Source organism: Curtobacterium sp. PhB78 (assembly GCF_003751685.1).
GTDB lineage: Bacteria > Actinomycetota > Actinomycetes > Actinomycetales > Microbacteriaceae > Curtobacterium.
This window is the reverse complement of the sequence record NZ_RKIA01000007.1, coordinates 44,510-60,102: the sequence shown is the minus strand read 5'-3', so window position 1 is coordinate 60,102 and position 15,593 is coordinate 44,510. Positions and strand designations below refer to the sequence as shown.

Sequence of the window (15,593 nt, the reverse complement as noted above, 5' to 3'; positions counted from 1 at the left end):
CGCTCGGGCGGTCTACCGCCGTCGGAGCACCATCACGACGATACCCCCGACCACCGCTACTCCGGCTGCGAGGCCGGCCAGGTACGGGACCGGCTTCTCGTCGATGCCGCGCTTGACCTTCGACGCCGCGATGCCGATCTGCTTCGGCACGTTGAGCTTGTCCTCGATCGCGTCGAGGGTGTCGAACAGCTGGGCGCGGGTCGCGGCGACGCGGTCTGCGAGATCGTCGTGCGGATCGGTCACGGTTCCTCCGTCGGTGGTGTGGCTGTCGGGGCTCAGAACCGGCCGCCGACGTCCGGCTTGCGGCTGCCGTACTGGCTCGGCGGAGTGGGCTTCTTGCCCATCCCCTTCACCGCGTTGATGTCGTTCTTGACGCTGTCGATCGTGCGCTTCGGCGTGATCGGGAGGCCCTTCTTCAGGCGCTTCCAGCCGATCCACCCGAGGATGGCGGCGACGATCAGCATCACCACGGCGATCACGATCGCTGCGAGCCAGGCCGGCATCACGGTCGCCAGGCCCATCACGGCGGCGGTCAGGAGCACGCCGATCGCGTAGAGCACGATGACGAGTGCACCGACCAGCAGCCCCGCGGCGAGCCCGAAGATCTTGGCCTTCGTGAGCATCTCGGCCTTGAGCAGGTCGATCTCACCCTTGACCAGGCCCTTGACGAGCTTCGGGACGTCGCCCACCAGACCGAACAGCGAACGCGACTTGCGGTCGCGGGTGTCGGTCATGAGGTGGTGGTGTCCTTCTTCTGGCCGACCTTGCGGACGGCCTTCTTGGTCGTCTCACCGATGAACTCGGCGACGTCCGGGGTCTTGTCGGCGATGAAGTCCTCGGCGACGTGCACGCCCTTCTGGACGCCGTTGCTGTTCCAGACCTTGCCGCTGACGGTCTTGATCTGCTCGTACCGCGCCCGTCCGGCTCGCGATCCCAGGACGTACCCGAGTGCGGCGCCGGCGACGAACAGGAGCTTTCCGCGCATGTGCGATTCCTCCGTTGGTTCAGTGTGCGGTGGTCATGCGCCGAACGGAATACGTCCGACGGTCTCACCAACAGTAGCCCCCGGGCGGTCTGGGGTCCGCTCAGGAATCCAGGATCTGTCCAGCGGCGGTGCGGGCGGCCGCGATGATCCCGGCCAGGCCCCGTCCGGTCGCGACCTCACCGATGCCGATGACCCCTGCTCCGAGGCCAGCAGCGGTCAGGTCCGGACCGCGCCAGCGGACGCGCGCAGCGCCCACGACGTGCGTCGCCGTCAGGGGGACGCCGAGCAGCGTGGCCGCGTCGTGCAGCGCTCGGGTGCCGACGGGTCCGTCCGGGTCGACCGGGAGGCTCGTGGCCGCGTCGTCGGGACCGCTCGCGCCGTGCGCGCTGGTCGCGTCGGCGGGCGTCGCGTAGCTCAGGCGCAGCACGTGGCGGCCGGCAGCCGCCTCGGCGAGCCACGGCCACTTCACCGTCGCGTGCGTCAGGGCCTTCGCCGACACGGCCTGCGCGTCCGGGTGCACGAGCATCCCGGTGCCGCGGGGGGCTGCGTCGAGCTCGGGCTGGTCGACGACGAGCGTGACGAGCTCGATGCCGGTCCGGTCCGGCGCCGCGGTGCGCTCGGGGTCGGGCACCGACGACAGGATGTGCTGGGCGGGCAGGCGTTCGACCGTGCCGTCGACGGAGACGACCTCGACCGCGTGCGCCTCGATCCGGGTCGCCCGGGTGTGCAGCCGGACGTCGACGCGGTAGGTCTCCATGTCGGCGACGAGTTCGTCCACGAGCCGGACGATCCCGCCGCGGATCCCCTGCACCGGGGTACCGGCGGCCGCGCGGGCCCGGAGTGCCAGGACCGCGCGGGCCAGCGAGCCCTCGCGGAGCAGTGCCGCACGGAGGCCGGGAGCCACCCGCTCCGGGTCGAGCTGGTCCGGGTGGGTGGAGTGCACCCCGCCGGCGATCGGGACGACCAGGTCGTCGAGGACCCGCTCCCCCATGCGCCGCCGGACGAGTTCGCCCAGGGACTCCGCCTTGGCGCCGACCGGTCCGGGCAGCAGCGAGTCCATCTGTGCACGGAGCCCGCCCTTCTGCCCGACCACGGCGAGCACGTCGGCGGCCATCGGGGTGCTCGGGATGCCGAGGAGCCCGGTCGCGGGGATCGGCGACGTGCGGCCGTCACGGGTCATCAACCAGGCACCGCGCGGGTCCGGGGCGACGACGTCGTTGCCGAGCCCGAGTTCGATCGCCAGGCGGCCGACCGCGTCCGTGCGGGTCGCGAACGAGTCCGCCGCCATGTCGAGGTCGAGGCCGCCGACCGTGTGCCGCCGGATCATGCCGCCCACCACGCCGGACGACTCGACGAGCACGACGTCCGCGCCGCCCTTCGCCAGGTCACGGGCCGTGACGAGTCCGGCGATCCCGCCGCCGACCACGACGACGTCGGTCACGCGGCAGACCCGTCACCGAGCGAGTGGACCAGCTCGACGACGCGCGTCAGCACCGTCGGGTCGGTCTCGGGCGGCACACCGTGGCCGAGGTTCACGACGTGGGCGCGGGCGGCGCCACCGCGGCGGACGACCTCGCGCACGTGCGCTTCGAGGACCTCCCACGGGGCCGCGAGCATCGCCGGGTCGATGTTGCCCTGCACGCTGACGCCGGTGCCGACGCGGCGGACGGCCTCGTCGAGCGGGAGCCGCCAGTCGACCCCGACCGCGTCGACGCCGACCGTGTCGGTGCCGAGCGTGGTCATGTCGGCGAGGACCTCGCCGCTGCCGACGCCGAAGTGGATGCGCGGCACGCCCAGGTCGGTCACGTGGGACAGCGCCTGCGCCGAGTGCGGTGCGACGTACCGGACGTAGTCGGCGCGCGACAGGGACCCGACCCACGAGTCGAAGAGCTGCGCGGCCGAGGCCCCGGCGAGCACCTGGGCCCGGAGGAACGCCCCCGACACCTCGGCCGCCCAGGCCAGCAGCCGCGACCAGGTCTCCGGCTCCGCGTGCATGAGGGTCCGTGCGCGGATGTGGTCCTTCGACGGGCCGCCCTCGACCAGGTACGCGGCGAGCGTGAAGGGTGCGCCTGCGAACCCGATCAGCGGGGTGTCGCCGAGCTGCTCGACCGTGCGGGCGACCGCCTGCCGGATCGGCTCGAGTGCCGCCGGGTCCAGCGGCTCGAGGGCGTCGACGTCCGCCGCGGTGCGGATCGGTGAGCCGAGCACGGGGCCGCGACCGGGGACGATCTCGACGTCCACGCCCGCGAGCTTGATCGGCACGACGATGTCGCTGAAGAAGATGCCGGCGTCCACCCCGTGCCGGCGGACGGGCTGCAGCGTGATCTCCGACGCCATCTCGGGGTCGAGGCACGCGTCGAGCATGGCCGTGCCCACCCGGAGCTCGCGGTACTCGGGCAACGACCGACCGGCCTGCCGCATGAACCACACCGGCAGCGTCTCCGGACGGTCACCCCGCAGGGCCCGGACGAGGCGGGACTCGCTCGTCCGCCCTGATGCCAGGGGGTGGGAGTCGGGGAGGGATGTGGTCGTCGCGTCGGTCACCGGATGATTGTCCCATCGAGCGCGTTACCATTGGCTACGTGCTCATCTGTCTCACGGCGTCGCATCGCAACGCCAGCTTCGACCTCTTGGAGCGACTGAGCATCGCTGCCCCGGCCGCAGCAGGCCACCTCGTGACGGATTCCGACGTCCTGGACGGCGCCGTCGTCCTCGCTACCTGCAACCGTTTCGAGGCCTACCTCGACATCGCCGGCGACGACCGCGACTCAGCCGTCGCCGCCACCGTGCAGGCCGTGGCGGCTGCGAGCGACCTGGACGCCACCGAACTGCGTGATTCGGTCAACGTGCTCGGCGGCAAGGACGTCGTGCAGCACCTGTTCGCCGTGTCGAGCGGACTCGAGTCCGTCGTCGTCGGCGAGACCGAGATCTCCGGCCAGGTCCGCCGCTCGCTCGAGGACGCCCGGAGCAACGGCACCACCACCTCGGACCTCGAGCGGCTGTTCCAGGAAGCCGCCCACACCTCGCGCGGCGTCAAGACCCGCACCCGGATCGGTGCCGCCGGTCGTTCGCTCGTGCGCCTCGGCCTGCAGCTCGCGTCGTCGCGCGTCACCGACTGGGCCCACACCCGCGTGCTGCTGATCGGCACCGGCAGCTACGCGGCCACCACCATCGCGGCCCTGCGCGACCGCGGCGCCGTGCACATCCAGGTGTTCTCGCCCTCGGGCCGTGCCGCCTGGTTCGCCGCGAAGCACGACCTCGTCGCCGCCCGTGACCTGCGCCACGCGATCGGCACCAGCGACGTCGTGATCACCTGCACGTCGAGCGAGCTCCCGGTCGTCGCACCGGCCGACCTCGACGACGGCATCCGCCGCATCGTCATCGACCTCGGACTCCCCCGCAACGTCGACCCGGCCGCTGCCGGCGTGGACGGCGTCGAGCTGCTCGACCTCGAGACCATCAGCCTGCACGCCCCGATCTCCGAGCTGAACGCCGAGTCCGAGGCCCGCGCGATGGTCGACGACGCCGTGTCCCGCTTCCGGGCGCAGGCGCTCGAGCAGTCCACCACCCCGGCCCTCGTCGCCTTCCGCAAGCACGTGTTCGACATCCTCGACGACGAGATCGACCGTGCGAAGCGCCGCGGTGACGCCGACGGCGAGTCCGCCGAGCACACCGAGCGCGCCCTCCGGCACCTGGTCGGCGTCCTGCTGCACCGCCCGTCGGTCCGCGCCCGCGAGCTCGGCCGCGCCGGCCGTGGCGAGGAGTTCGTCGGGGCCATCGACGCCCTGTTCGGCGTGCGGCCCGAGCCCGAGGCAGAGCTGCCGGCGCCCGTCGTCCCGCTCGCCGACCGCACCGCACTGGACCCGACCGTCTCGAAGCGCGCCGACGAGGCGGACGCGAGCTGAGCCTCCCGGCCGACACGACCCAGCCACCCACGCTGCGGGTCAGCGCGCTCCTGCTGGTGCGGGACCGACGCGTCCTGATGGTGCGTGCGCGAGCGCGCGACGTGCTCTACCTGCCCGGCGGCAAGGCCGAGTCGCACGAGACCGACCTCGACGCCGCCATCCGCGAAGCCCACGAGGAGACCGGTCTGCGGGTGACCGCCGACGACGTCGACCCGTTCGGTGTCGTCCTCGAGCCGGCCCACGGGCAGGCACCAGGCACGATGGTCGCGATGACCCTGTTCCTGGTCCGACCAGGAGGCCCGTTGGACTCCGCCACGCCCGTCGCCTCGGCCGAGGTCGACGAGGTCGAGTGGGTCACCTCGGCGGACGCCGGTCGCTGCCCGCCAGCGGGCGTGGAGACGCTCCGCCGCCTGGTGGCGGCGGAGCGCATCGACTAGTCGTCAGGCCTGGTCCTTGTCGACGTAGTGGCCGGTCTCGCCGTCCTGCGTCGGTTCGGCCTCACCGGGGATGTCCGACTCGACGTACTCGCCGTCGGGTCCGCTCGACTCCGGGCGGGCCTCGCCCGGGATGTCGCTCGCGACGAACTCGCCGACGGGTTCCGTCGTCGTGACGCGCTCCTCGCCGGGGATGTCGCTGTCCGTGAAGGCACCTGCGCGGGTCTCGACCCCGTCCGCGCGGCCCTCGTCGCCACGTGCCTGTTCGTGCTTGCCCGTCATGTCCGACCTCCGCTGCTCGGGTTCCTTGCTCCGGAGTGTGCTCGCGGTCCCTGGATGCCGACCGAACCGCGATCTCCCGGTGGTGGTTGCCTGTGCACCATGCAACGCAGCAGTCGATCGAAGTTCCTGCTCGCCGTCACCGGGCTCGTCGCAGTCGGGGCGTTGGCGGGTTGTGCCTCCGGCGGGGAGCCCTCCGCCACCGAGACGGTGACCGCACCCGCGCCGTCGCCGTCCGCGTCGTCGTCCTCGTCGGCGTCGTCGTCGTCCGCGACCCCGTCGTCCGGCTCGTCGGCGTCGGCCGGCACCGGTTCCGGGTCTTCCGGATCCGGCTCGTCGGGGTCCGGGTCGTCGGGGTCCGGGTCAGCGGCCGGCGGTCGCTGTGCCGCGTCCTCGCTCGCCGCCAGCATCGAGCCGGGCAGCGGCGGTGCGGCCGGCAGCGTCATCGTGCACCTCGCCCTGCAGAACACCGGGTCGACCACCTGCACCCTGCAGGGCTGGCCGGGCGTCTCGTTCGTCGGCGGCGGCAACGGCACCCAGATCGGTGCTGCGGCGACGCAGGAGAAGAGCTCACCGCACCCGACCGTGACCCTGGCCGCCGGGCAGACCGCCGTGGCGCCGCTCAAGATCGTCCAGGCCGGGAACTACTCGAAGGCCGACTGCTCGCCGAAGACCCCGGACGGCTTCCGCGTGTACCCGCCCGGATCCAAGCAGTCGCTGTTCGTGAAGGACGCCGACTACCAGGCGTGCTCGTCCGCCGATGCGTCGCTGCTGTCCGTGCAGGCGCTCGTGCCGGAGGGGCAGGCGACGTCGTAGCGGGTGGGTGACGGCTGGCTCGTCAGGCAGCCGGATCGCCGTGATGCCCACGAAGGGCACCTCCGGCAGTTCACCGGAGGCCCGGCGGCGGTGTCGGCCTCGGCCTGGCCGCCTCGGGCCTCGTGCACGATGGACCGATGACCTTCGCCATCAGGGACGAACGCCCGGGGACCGACGAACTCCTCACCCTCTACGACGCCGTCGGGTGGACCGTGTACACGCAGGACCCCGCCGCCCTCGCCAGGGCGAGCGCCGGCTCCCACACCGTGCTGACCGCACGCGACGACGACGACCGCATGCTCGGGCTCGTCCGCACGGTGTCCGACGGCGTGACGATCGTCTACGTCCAGGACCTGCTCGTGGTGCCGGAAGCGCACCGGTCCGGCGTCGGCGGCGCGTTGCTCGACGCTGTCCTCGAGCGGTACGCGGGTGTCCGCCAGACGGTCCTGCTCACCGATGCGGAGCCAGGTCAGCGCGCGTTCTACGAGTCACGTGGCTTCGTCGAGGTCCACGACGTCGCCCCGCAGCCGCTGCGGTCGTTCGTGGTCCTCCGCTGAGCACCGATGGGTCTCGCGACCGATACCGCACTGCGACGGCCCGTTCCTAGACTCACGGCATGGGGGCTCGAAGACGAACACGGTCCGCGGCAGCGATCGCGACCACACTCGGGGCCCTGCTGGCACTCGCAGCGTGCACGATGCCACCGCCGCCGCACGGGTCGGAGTCGGCGCTCGCGGACCTGATCGCGGACGTCGATCGGCTGCCCGGCGTGGGCTCGACCGAGGGCGAGATCCGCCAGTTCGACGCCAAGGACGACCCGGACAACTGGCTCACGTCGCTCCGGGTCACCGCGGACACCGCCGACCTCGCCGTCGCCGAGCGGGTCCGGCGGACGGCCGAGCGCGGTGTCACCGGCACGACGCTGCAGGTGACACTCGACGTGCCGTCTGCGCGGAAGACCGCTCCGGTCAGCCTCGATCCGATGGACCGCAGGGTCGTCGGCCTGGCCGGTCGGCTGCGCACGCGGACCTTCGTGCGACAGCTGTGGATGACCCCGACCGGTTCGAGGATCGGGCTCGTGCGGGACGTCAGCTTCAGCGATGCAGCGAAACGTGTGCGGACGATCACCGGTCCAGAGCCGACGAACACGAGTACGACGAGGACGACGACCTTGAGCCGCGGCGACGTGTCCGTCGACGTCACGGCCACGCACCCCGGCCGGGCCCTGATGCGCATGATCGACACACTCGCCGACGACCACCACGTGGAGCGCCTCCACTACTCGCCCGGGACGACGTACGCAGACGCGGCGCGGGCCCCCGACGACGCTTCCGGCCTCCCGGCAGTGGCCGATCGGCCGTCCCTGTCGATCGGCGTGCGTCCGCTCGGCGACGTCGCCGAGACCCTCGCCGCGACGACGGACGAGGCAGCCGATGCACACCGCGCACCGCGGACCGCCTTCGACCTGGGCAGCGGCGCGGTCAGTGGGTGGCTCGGGCTCCCCCTCGACGCACCCAAGCCGCGGGATGCCGGTCCGGACGGCGACGCACCGACGAGTCCCACGCCGACCCCGTGGGTCCCTGCAGACGTCGACGACCGCGCCATCGTGCTCCGCGCGTTCCTCGAGCGGTCAGCAGCCGCCGCCGGGGTCCCGGCGACCGTGACGACGGGCACCGAACAGTGCGCGACGTCCGGGTCGTCCGACCCGACCGGCACCCGGGCGACGGCGCTCAGCGTGGTGCCCGTGTTCGACGTGGTCGACGACGCCCAGGAGCCGTTCGACGCCGTGACCGCGCTCTGGACGTCCGAGGGCCTCGGGGTCAGTGACCGCGCGATGGGCCGCGACTCCTGGTCGTCTTCCTCCGGCGCAGACCCGGCCACCGCCAGCATCCGCGGCACCGTCGACGGGTTGAGCCTCACCGCCGAGTCGGCCTGCGTGCCGCCACCCGACGCAACATCCGAGGGGAACTGAGCGACCCGGTCAGCGGCGCGCCGGGGCGTGCACTGCCTCGAGCAGTTCGGTGCCCATGGTCCGCAGTGCCTCGATGACCGCGAGGCGCCGCTGCAACGTGGCGTCGTCGAACGTCACCGTCACGGCGTAGCTGACCGACGACCCCGGGCCGCGGAGGATCCCGGCCTCGGCGCGGACGCCCGTGCTCGAACCCGTGACCGCGACGACCTGCAGCCCGTGGTCGAGCGCACGGTGCGCCAGGGGGTCGAGGCCGAACGAGCCGGCGACCAGGTTCAGATCGCTCGCCAGCGACAGCCAGCCGAGCACCCGGTTCGAGACCGCTTCGTCCACGACCTCGCCGAGCGCCAGTCCGCGCATCACCCACGCGAGCTCACCCGTCGGGGCCACCGAGGCATCCGGGGCGTCGTCCGGACCACGACGGTCGCGCACCCGGTCGATCAGCGCGGTCCGCTCGATGCCGAGCGACTCCGCACGCTCGCGGACGGCGTCGATGCCGACCGTCGACAGCAGTGCGTTCATCGCCCAGGTGTCACCGGTGGCGCCGACCAGGGTCGCCAGGTCGGGCACCTGCATCGTCGGTTCCTGCAGGAACTGCCACAGCCCGGCGCCGGTCGCGGTGTCCCGTGCCATGCGCTGGAGGCGGTCGCCGTGCAGGCGTCCGTCCTCGAGCTGTGCCGCGACCTCGATCAGCAGCAGCACCCTGCCGAGGCTCGCGACGGGCTGCACGACGGTGTCGTCGATCGCGAGCAGGGCCTTGCCGGTCGAGGTGTCGATCACCGAGGCGCTGACGCCGGCGCCGTCGAGGGCGAGGGCACCGAGGGCCTCGGTCGTGGCGCCGAAGCGGTCGTCCGGCCGACCGCTGTGCCGACCGCGGGCCCGACCGCCACCATCCGAGCGGTCCTCCGGCCGCCGACGGCGTGACGACCGAGCCGCGTCCGGCTCCACCATCACCAGATCGCGACGCGCTCGGCGGGGTCGAGGTACATCGCGTCCTTCTCGGTCACGCCGAACGTGTCGTAGTAGCCGTCGATGTTGCGGACGACCTGGTTGCACCGGAACTCGTTCGGCGAGTGCGGGTCGATCGACAGCAGGCGCGCGGCTTCCTCCGGACGGATCGCCATCTGCCACGCCTGCGCCCAGCTCAGGAAGAACCGCTCGGCACCGGTCAGGCCGTCGACGACCGCGGGCTCCTGGCCGTCGAGCGACAGCAGGTACGCCTTCCACGCGATCGACAGGCCACCGAGGTCGCCGATGTTCTCGCCGATCGTCAGGGCACCGTTGACGTGGCCGTCCGGCACCTCGGTCGGGACGAGCGCGTCGTACTGGGCGATGAGGGCCTTCGTGCGCTCCTCGAACGCCGTGCGGTCGGCCTCGGTCCACCAGTTCTCGAGCTTGCCGTCGCCGTCGTACTGCGAGCCCTGGTCGTCGAAGCCGTGCCCGATCTCGTGGCCGATGACGGCACCGATCGCCCCGTAGTTGGCGGCGGCGTCGCGGTCGGCGTCGAAGAACGGGAACTGCAGGATCGCCGCGGGGAACACGATCTCGTTGAAACCGGGGTTGTAGTACGCGTTGATCGTCTGCGGGGTCATGAACCACTCGTCGCGGTCGATCGGCTTGCCGATCTTGCCGAGCTCGCGGTCGACCTGGAACGACGCGACGGCGCGGACGTTCGCGACGAGGTCGTCGGGCACGACCGGCAGCGCCGAGTAGTCGCGCCACTTGACCGGGTACCCGATCTTCGGCGTGAACTTGTCGAGCTTGTCGAGGGCACGCGCACGGGTCTCGTCGGTCATCCAGTCGAGCGCCGTGATGCTCTGCCGGTACGCCTCGACCAGGTTGGCGACGAGGTCGTCCATCGTGGCCTTCGAGGTCTCGTCGAAGTGCTCCTGCACGTAGATCCGGCCGACGGCCTCGCCCATCGCGCCCTCGACCAGGGAGACGCCGCGCTTCCAGCGCTCGCGCTGCTTCGGCGCCCCGGTGAGGGCGGTGCCGTAGAACGAGAAGTTCGTGGCCGAGAACGCGCTCGTCAGGTACGCGGCCGAGCCACGGATGACCTGCCAGCGCAGCCAGTCCTTCCAGACCTCGAGCGGCTGGTCGCGCAGGAGCTCGGCAAGGCCCGTGATGAACGACGGCTCGCGGACCACGACCGTCTCGAACGCGCCGGCCGGTGCGTCGATGGCCTGCCACCACGTCTGCAGGTCGATGCCCTCGGCGAGCGCCGCGACCTCGGCCCAGGGCAGCTTGTTGTAGGTCTTCTGGCTGTCGCGGGTGGTGACGTTGTCCCAGTGCTTCGACGCCAGGGCCGTCTCGAGCGCGATGACGTGCTCGGTGCGGTCGCCGCCGTCCTCGAACCCGGCGAGCGGGAACATCGCCGCGACGAACTCGCGGTACTTCGTCCGGATGTCGGCGAAGCGCTCTTCGCGGTAGTACGACTCGTCGGGCAGACCGAGGCCGGACTGCTCGAGGAACACGACGTAGGACTCGGGGTCGCCCGGGTCGTTGTCGACGAAGAGCTGCAGGAAGCTCGGCAGCCCCAGGCGCTCGAAGCGTCCGACGGTGGCGATGAGCTCCGGCACGGACTCGATGGCCGTGATCTCGGCGAGGAGCGGCTCGATCGGCGCGGTGGCGAGCTCCTCGAGCCGTGCTTCGTCGGTGAAGGAGGAGAAGAGGTCACCGACCTTGCGCTCCTCGGTGCCGGGTGCGGCCTGCTGCGAGCGCTCGATGATCGCGCGGACGGCGAGTTCGGCGGCCTCGGCCAGCACCGTGAACGAGCCGTAGCGGGCCTTGTCGTCGGGGATCGGCGTCTCGGCGATCCAGGTGCCGTTCACGTGGCGGTACAGGTCGTCCTGGGGGCGCACCGCGGGGTCGAGTTCGTCAGTGTGGATGCCGGAGGCACGTGCGACGTCGGTCATGCCGTCCACGATAGCCACCGACGCCATGTTCGAGCGGAGTCAGTCGCGGTGGGCTGCGCGACCGCGCAACCGGCGGGCGACGACGAGCCCCCCGAGGCCGGACGCCAGGAGGACAGCGGCGATCCGGACGGGCACGCTGGGGTCGGTTCCCGTGTACGCCAGTTGCTTCGCCGAGACGACGGTGATCCGGCCCGCTGCCGCGTGCTGCGCCGTCGGGTGGGTACCGGTGGACACCTCGGGCCTGGAGCCCGTGCCGTGACCGGGGCCCTGGCCGGGCTCCGGCCGCGGCGTCGGGTGGACCGGGAGCTTCGGCAGCACCAGGCGGAGCGCGCCCTGTTCGACGCCGTCCACCCGCTGTCGCGCGACGACCACGTCGCCCGGCAGCAGCGTGCGCGGGACCGTGAGTTCCCAGCCGCGTCCGATCGACGTCGCGATCGGGTGTCCGTCGGCGCTCTCGATCGCGGTGCCGTCCTCGGCCTCGAGCGCGACGACCCCACCGATCTCGCCGGTGCCCGCGAGCCGGACGGACCCGTCGGCGAGGACGTCGACCGTGCCGGTGAGTGCGAGCGGGATCGTGACCCGCGCCTCGGTCGCGCCGAGCTCGGTCGCGCCGTCGAAGGTCGTCACGGTGACGGAGTAGAAGCGGGCCGTGGCCGGGATGGGCAGCTCGACGGACCACGAGGTGTCCGCCGCGGTCGTCGCCGTCACCGGGCGGCCGTCGGGGTCGAGGACCGGCCCGTCGGCGTCCGCGAACCGCAGCGTCGTCCCGACCGGTGCCCGTCCGGCGATCGACACCCGTTCCGTCTCACGCGAAGCGGTCACGGTGGACACGACCGACGCACCCGAGACCGTGTACACGTCGTCGACACCGCCGTTGTGCGTGCCGTCGAAGTACTGCCACGCTTCGATGTGGTGGTCGCCGAAGGCCAGGTCCCGCAGGGTGGCGGACCAGGCACCGTCCGCATCCGCATCGGTCTCACCGACGGTCTCCCCGTCGTCCTTGATCACGATGTGCGCCCTGGGGTGCCCGGAGCCGTCGAGGGTGATCGTGCGGGCGAGGCCGTCGACGGTGGCGAGCATCTCCGGCGGGGTGAGCACGAGGACGTCCACCGGGACGTCGACCTGTCGTCCGGTCACCTGCGAGGTGACGTGCAGCACGCGCTCGCCCGATCGCACCCGGACCGGGGTGTTCCAGGACCCGTCAGGGCCGGCCTCGGTCCACGTGGTCTCGACGCCATCGCCCGTGATGCCCACGCTGCCCCCGGCCGGCCCGGTCCCGACGAGTGTGACGACACCCAGTCCGTGGTCGATCGACCGCACGCCGGCGGTGAAGTCGGCCCGCGGTGTCTGCCGCGTCGCAGCGGCACTGGACCCGTTCGCGGCGCTGGCCGAGGTGGCAGCCACGACGGGCGACAGCGCGACCGCCGCGACGGCGACGGTCGCCAGGGCGCGACGTGCTGGGGAGATGGACGGGGACGACTGCGGCATGGTGCTCCTCCGGTGGTACTCCACACACCATATACACGTTGTCCACAGGTGGGAACCGCGGGACGTCACGGGCCCACGGCTGCCGGTACGGTCATCGCATGGGACTTCCGTGGAAGCTGCACGGCGACGGCAAGACCGTCTCCGCGACGACGATCGTGGCACCGGACGAGCGACTGACCTGGGGCCGGACGATCGGTCTCGGCGTGCAGCACGTCGTCGCGATGTTCGGCGCCACCTTCCTGGTGCCGCTGCTGACGGGCTTCCCGCCGTCGACGACCCTGCTCTTCAGCGGCATCGGCACGATCCTGTTCCTGCTCATCACCGGCAACCGGCTGCCGAGCTACCTCGGTTCGTCGTTCGCCTTCATCGCACCGATCGGTGCTGCCACCAAGATCGGCGGCATCCCCCTCGCCCTGTCGGGCATCATCGTCGTCGGCGCCCTGCTCGCGATCGTCGGGCTCGTCGTGCACCTGGCCGGCGCCGGGTGGATCGACCGCCTGATGCCGCCGGTGGTGTCCGGCGCGATCGTCGCCCTGATCGGGTTCAACCTGGCACCTGCGGCGAAGAACAACTTCACCGCGGCCCCGGTCGTCGCGGTCATCACCCTCGCCGCGATCATCCTGGTCACCGTCCTGTTCAAGGGGCTGATCGGTCGCCTGTCCATCGTCATCGGCGTGCTCATCGGCTACGTGGCGGCGCTCATCGGCGGTCAGGTCGACTACTCGAAGGTCGGCGACGCGAAGTGGATCGGCTTGCCGACGTTCACCGCTCCCGCGTTCGACCCGTCGCAGCTCGCGATCTACCTGGCGTTCGTGCCGGTCGTGCTGGCGCTCGTCGCCGAGAACGTCGGCCACGTGAAGGGTGTCGGACAGCTCACCGGCCGCGACCTCACGCCCCTCACCGGCCGGGCGCTCTTCGCCGACGGCATCTCCACCGTGCTCGCCGGTGCCGGCGGCGGCTCCGCCACCACCACCTACGGCGAGAACATCGGCGTCATGGCCGCCACCCGTGTCTTCTCCACCGCGGCGTACTGGGTCGCCGCGATCGCCGCCGTCCTGCTCGGCCTCTCCCCGAAGATCGGTGCGGTCATCTCCTCCGTCCCCGCCGGCGTGCTCGGCGGCGCGACCACCGCCCTGTACGGCCTGATCGGTGTCATCGGCATCCGGATCTGGGTCGAGAACCGGGTCGACTTCTCGAAGCCGAAGAACCAGCTGACCGCTGGCATCGCGCTCATCATCGGCATCGCGGACTTCACGTTCGCGTTCGGCCAGGCGAGCTTCGGCGGCATCATCCTCGGCACCATCGCCGCGATCGTCGTCTACCACCTGATGGACCTGATCGGACGGGCGCGCGGCACCGACGAAGCGACGCCCGCCGCCTCAGAGGAAGCGCACGCCGCCACCGGCGGCGTCCCCGCCGAACCGCGCGTCGACTGACGCGAGTGGTCGTCCGGAACGCGCGCCCGGCCTGACGACGTGGGACCACCGGACTGGAGGCCCGTGGCGGACACGGCCACGGGCCTCCCGTCCGTCACGGCGCGGGTCGGAGATCCCGCGTCACGCGCGGAACGGAACGACGCCGCTGGCCCCGCCCTGTCTGCTCACGAGGGCAAGTCAGGCGCCGGATAGGCGTCCCACCCGCCGCTACCACCGCCGTCGCGTGCTTCGGCAGCAAGCTGGCGGCGGATGTAGGCGCCGAGGTAAGGCAGGGAGAACTGCACGTACCCGTGCCCGGCTGCGTGGACGTACCCACTGTCGATGAGGCGCTTCTTGTAGACCTGCACGTACGCATCGGACACGCCCATGCGCTTGACGATGTCGGCGACTTTCGTGCGGTCGTCGTCCTGGGCCATTGCGTCAAGGAACTTCTGATCGACATCGGAGAGGTCGCCGTAGACACGGCTGATGACTCGACTCTCGACCGCCCTGATGGCTTTGTCGTGGGCGACGCTGGCGTCCGCGAGGGTGATGGTGGGTGCTGTGGAGTTGTTCCGCCACGCGTAGTCGCCAGCGAGCTGCACAAGGTAGGGGTAGCCCTGGGAGAGGGAGACGAGCTTGGTGAGCGCTTCATCTTCTACGCGCCGACCACCGACGCGCGCTGTCTCGGCGAACACCCGCCGCGTCTCCGGTGCGGTCAGGCGCTCGAACTCCACCTCGCGTGAGCGTCGCAAGAAGGTGGTGTGCTCTTCTGCGAGAAGTGCGTCGAGGCTCACCTTCACCCCGGCGAACACGACCATGATCTGCGCACCGTCACGGAGTGCGTGCGAGATCTGCAGAGCGAAACGGCTCAGTTCACGGAGACGGACCTTGCCGGAGGACACCTCGTCGATGGTGATGAGGATGCCCCCGCTCGTTCCGAGCGCAGAAGAAAGGGCGGTGAGGTCGGAGCGCAGCTGCGGCTTCACACTGCGGTGCCGGTTCACGTACTCGATGTCCGCGCTGAACTCCCAGACCCCGAACGAGGTCAGTCGCGCTCGACTCGCCGGGGTCATGTCGTTGATGAGGGTAGGGATGGTTGAGTCCATCACCCGTCCCATGAGCCCCGCACTGGCGTCATCGCTGATGACCAGCCAACCAGCGTCACGGGCATGATCTTCGAGGGTCGTCATGAACGAGGTCTTGCCAGCACCACGCAGTCCAGAGACGAGGACGGAATGGTTCTCGCCGAAGTCGAGCGTGTCGAACACGGCACGGAGATCCGTGAGCTCTTCCCTGTGCCCGCCGAAGATGACAGGCTTCCTGCCGTAGCCCGGTGTGAACGGGGACGGTGCTGTCTCGACCATCGGGGCCTCCGAATCGTATT

At 71.4% G+C, this 15,593-nt stretch carries 16 protein-coding genes; 6 read left to right on the top strand and 10 right to left on the bottom strand.

Going from position 1 to position 15,593, the window contains the following annotated elements:
• Positions 1–12: 12 nt before the first annotated feature.
• The 5 genes from EDF53_RS16160 to hemE all read right to left on the bottom strand — a co-directional run bounded on the left by EDF53_RS16160 (position 13) and on the right by hemE (position 3,529).
• Positions 13–243, bottom strand: a complete 231-nt coding sequence (locus tag EDF53_RS16160) for a DUF3618 domain-containing protein (protein WP_111083767.1) — start codon at positions 241–243, stop codon at positions 13–15.
• Positions 244–275: 32 nt separating this feature from the next.
• Positions 276–734, bottom strand: a complete 459-nt coding sequence (locus tag EDF53_RS16155; RefSeq protein ID WP_111083766.1) for a phage holin family protein — start codon at positions 732–734, stop codon at positions 276–278.
• Positions 731–985, bottom strand: coding sequence for a hypothetical protein (locus tag EDF53_RS16150; RefSeq protein ID WP_017887727.1), 255 nt, complete (start codon positions 983–985; stop codon positions 731–733). Before EDF53_RS16150 ends, EDF53_RS16155 begins: the two co-directional genes overlap by 4 nt.
• Positions 986–1,085: 100 nt before the next feature.
• Entirely contained in the window at positions 1,086–2,426 is a 1,341-nt protein-coding gene (locus tag EDF53_RS16145; protein WP_123294508.1) for an NAD(P)/FAD-dependent oxidoreductase, read from the bottom strand.
• Positions 2,423–3,529 (bottom strand): uroporphyrinogen decarboxylase, encoded by a 1,107-nt coding sequence (gene hemE, locus EDF53_RS16140; RefSeq protein WP_123294507.1) that lies wholly within the window; start codon positions 3,527–3,529, stop codon positions 2,423–2,425. Before hemE ends, EDF53_RS16145 begins: the two co-directional genes overlap by 4 nt.
• A 38-nt stretch (positions 3,530–3,567) precedes the next feature.
• Here hemE and EDF53_RS16135 point away from each other — a divergent pair, with 38 nt between their 5' ends.
• Both EDF53_RS16135 and EDF53_RS16130 read left to right on the top strand, forming a co-directional pair.
• Positions 3,568–4,890, top strand: coding sequence for a glutamyl-tRNA reductase (locus EDF53_RS16135; RefSeq protein ID WP_123294506.1), 1,323 nt, complete (start codon positions 3,568–3,570; stop codon positions 4,888–4,890).
• On the top strand, positions 4,887–5,327 hold the full coding sequence (locus EDF53_RS16130) for an NUDIX domain-containing protein (protein WP_260215990.1): 441 nt from the start codon (positions 4,887–4,889) through the stop codon (positions 5,325–5,327). Before EDF53_RS16135 ends, EDF53_RS16130 begins: the two co-directional genes overlap by 4 nt.
• A gap of 3 nt (positions 5,328–5,330) precedes the next feature.
• Here the strand turns inward: EDF53_RS16130 and EDF53_RS16125 are convergent, their stop codons facing one another.
• On the bottom strand, positions 5,331–5,606 hold the full coding sequence (locus EDF53_RS16125) for a hypothetical protein (protein ID WP_123294504.1): 276 nt from the start codon (positions 5,604–5,606) through the stop codon (positions 5,331–5,333).
• A 99-nt stretch (positions 5,607–5,705) separates the two neighbouring features.
• On the opposite strand from EDF53_RS16125, the gene EDF53_RS16120 reads away from it, so the two are divergent.
• From EDF53_RS16120 to EDF53_RS16110, 3 genes are all read left to right on the top strand, one after another.
• Positions 5,706–6,419 (top strand): DUF4232 domain-containing protein, encoded by a 714-nt coding sequence (locus EDF53_RS16120; protein ID WP_123294503.1) that lies wholly within the window; start codon positions 5,706–5,708, stop codon positions 6,417–6,419.
• Positions 6,420–6,556: 137 nt separating this feature from the next.
• Entirely contained in the window at positions 6,557–6,976 is a 420-nt protein-coding gene (locus tag EDF53_RS16115; RefSeq protein WP_123294502.1) for a GNAT family N-acetyltransferase, read from the top strand.
• Positions 6,977–7,035: 59 nt separating this feature from the next.
• Positions 7,036–8,391, top strand: a complete 1,356-nt coding sequence (locus EDF53_RS16110; protein WP_148058378.1) for a hypothetical protein — start codon at positions 7,036–7,038, stop codon at positions 8,389–8,391.
• Between the two features lie 9 nt (positions 8,392–8,400).
• Here EDF53_RS16110 and EDF53_RS16105 read toward each other — a convergent pair whose 3' ends face one another.
• Genes EDF53_RS16105 through EDF53_RS16095 form a run of 3 tightly spaced genes read right to left on the bottom strand, consistent with a single transcriptional unit; the run spans position 8,401 to position 12,791 of the window.
• Entirely contained in the window at positions 8,401–9,339 is a 939-nt protein-coding gene (locus EDF53_RS16105) for a serine hydrolase (protein WP_123294500.1), read from the bottom strand.
• A complete protein-coding gene (locus EDF53_RS16100) occupies positions 9,339–11,303 on the bottom strand; it encodes a M13 family metallopeptidase (protein ID WP_123294499.1) in 1,965 nt (654 codons plus the stop codon). The genes EDF53_RS16105 and EDF53_RS16100 overlap by 1 nt, the downstream gene beginning before the upstream one ends.
• A 39-nt stretch (positions 11,304–11,342) precedes the next feature.
• Complete coding sequence (locus EDF53_RS16095) at positions 11,343–12,791, bottom strand: hypothetical protein (protein WP_123294498.1); 1,449 nt, start codon at positions 12,789–12,791, stop codon at positions 11,343–11,345.
• A gap of 98 nt (positions 12,792–12,889) precedes the next feature.
• Here EDF53_RS16095 and EDF53_RS16090 point away from each other — a divergent pair, with 98 nt between their 5' ends.
• Positions 12,890–14,227, top strand: a complete 1,338-nt coding sequence (locus EDF53_RS16090; protein WP_123294497.1) for a uracil-xanthine permease family protein — start codon at positions 12,890–12,892, stop codon at positions 14,225–14,227.
• Between the two features lie 164 nt (positions 14,228–14,391).
• Here EDF53_RS16090 and EDF53_RS16085 read toward each other — a convergent pair whose 3' ends face one another.
• Positions 14,392–15,573 (bottom strand): ATP-binding protein, encoded by a 1,182-nt coding sequence (locus EDF53_RS16085; protein ID WP_123294496.1) that lies wholly within the window; start codon positions 15,571–15,573, stop codon positions 14,392–14,394.
• Between the last annotated feature and the right edge of the window lie 20 nt (positions 15,574–15,593).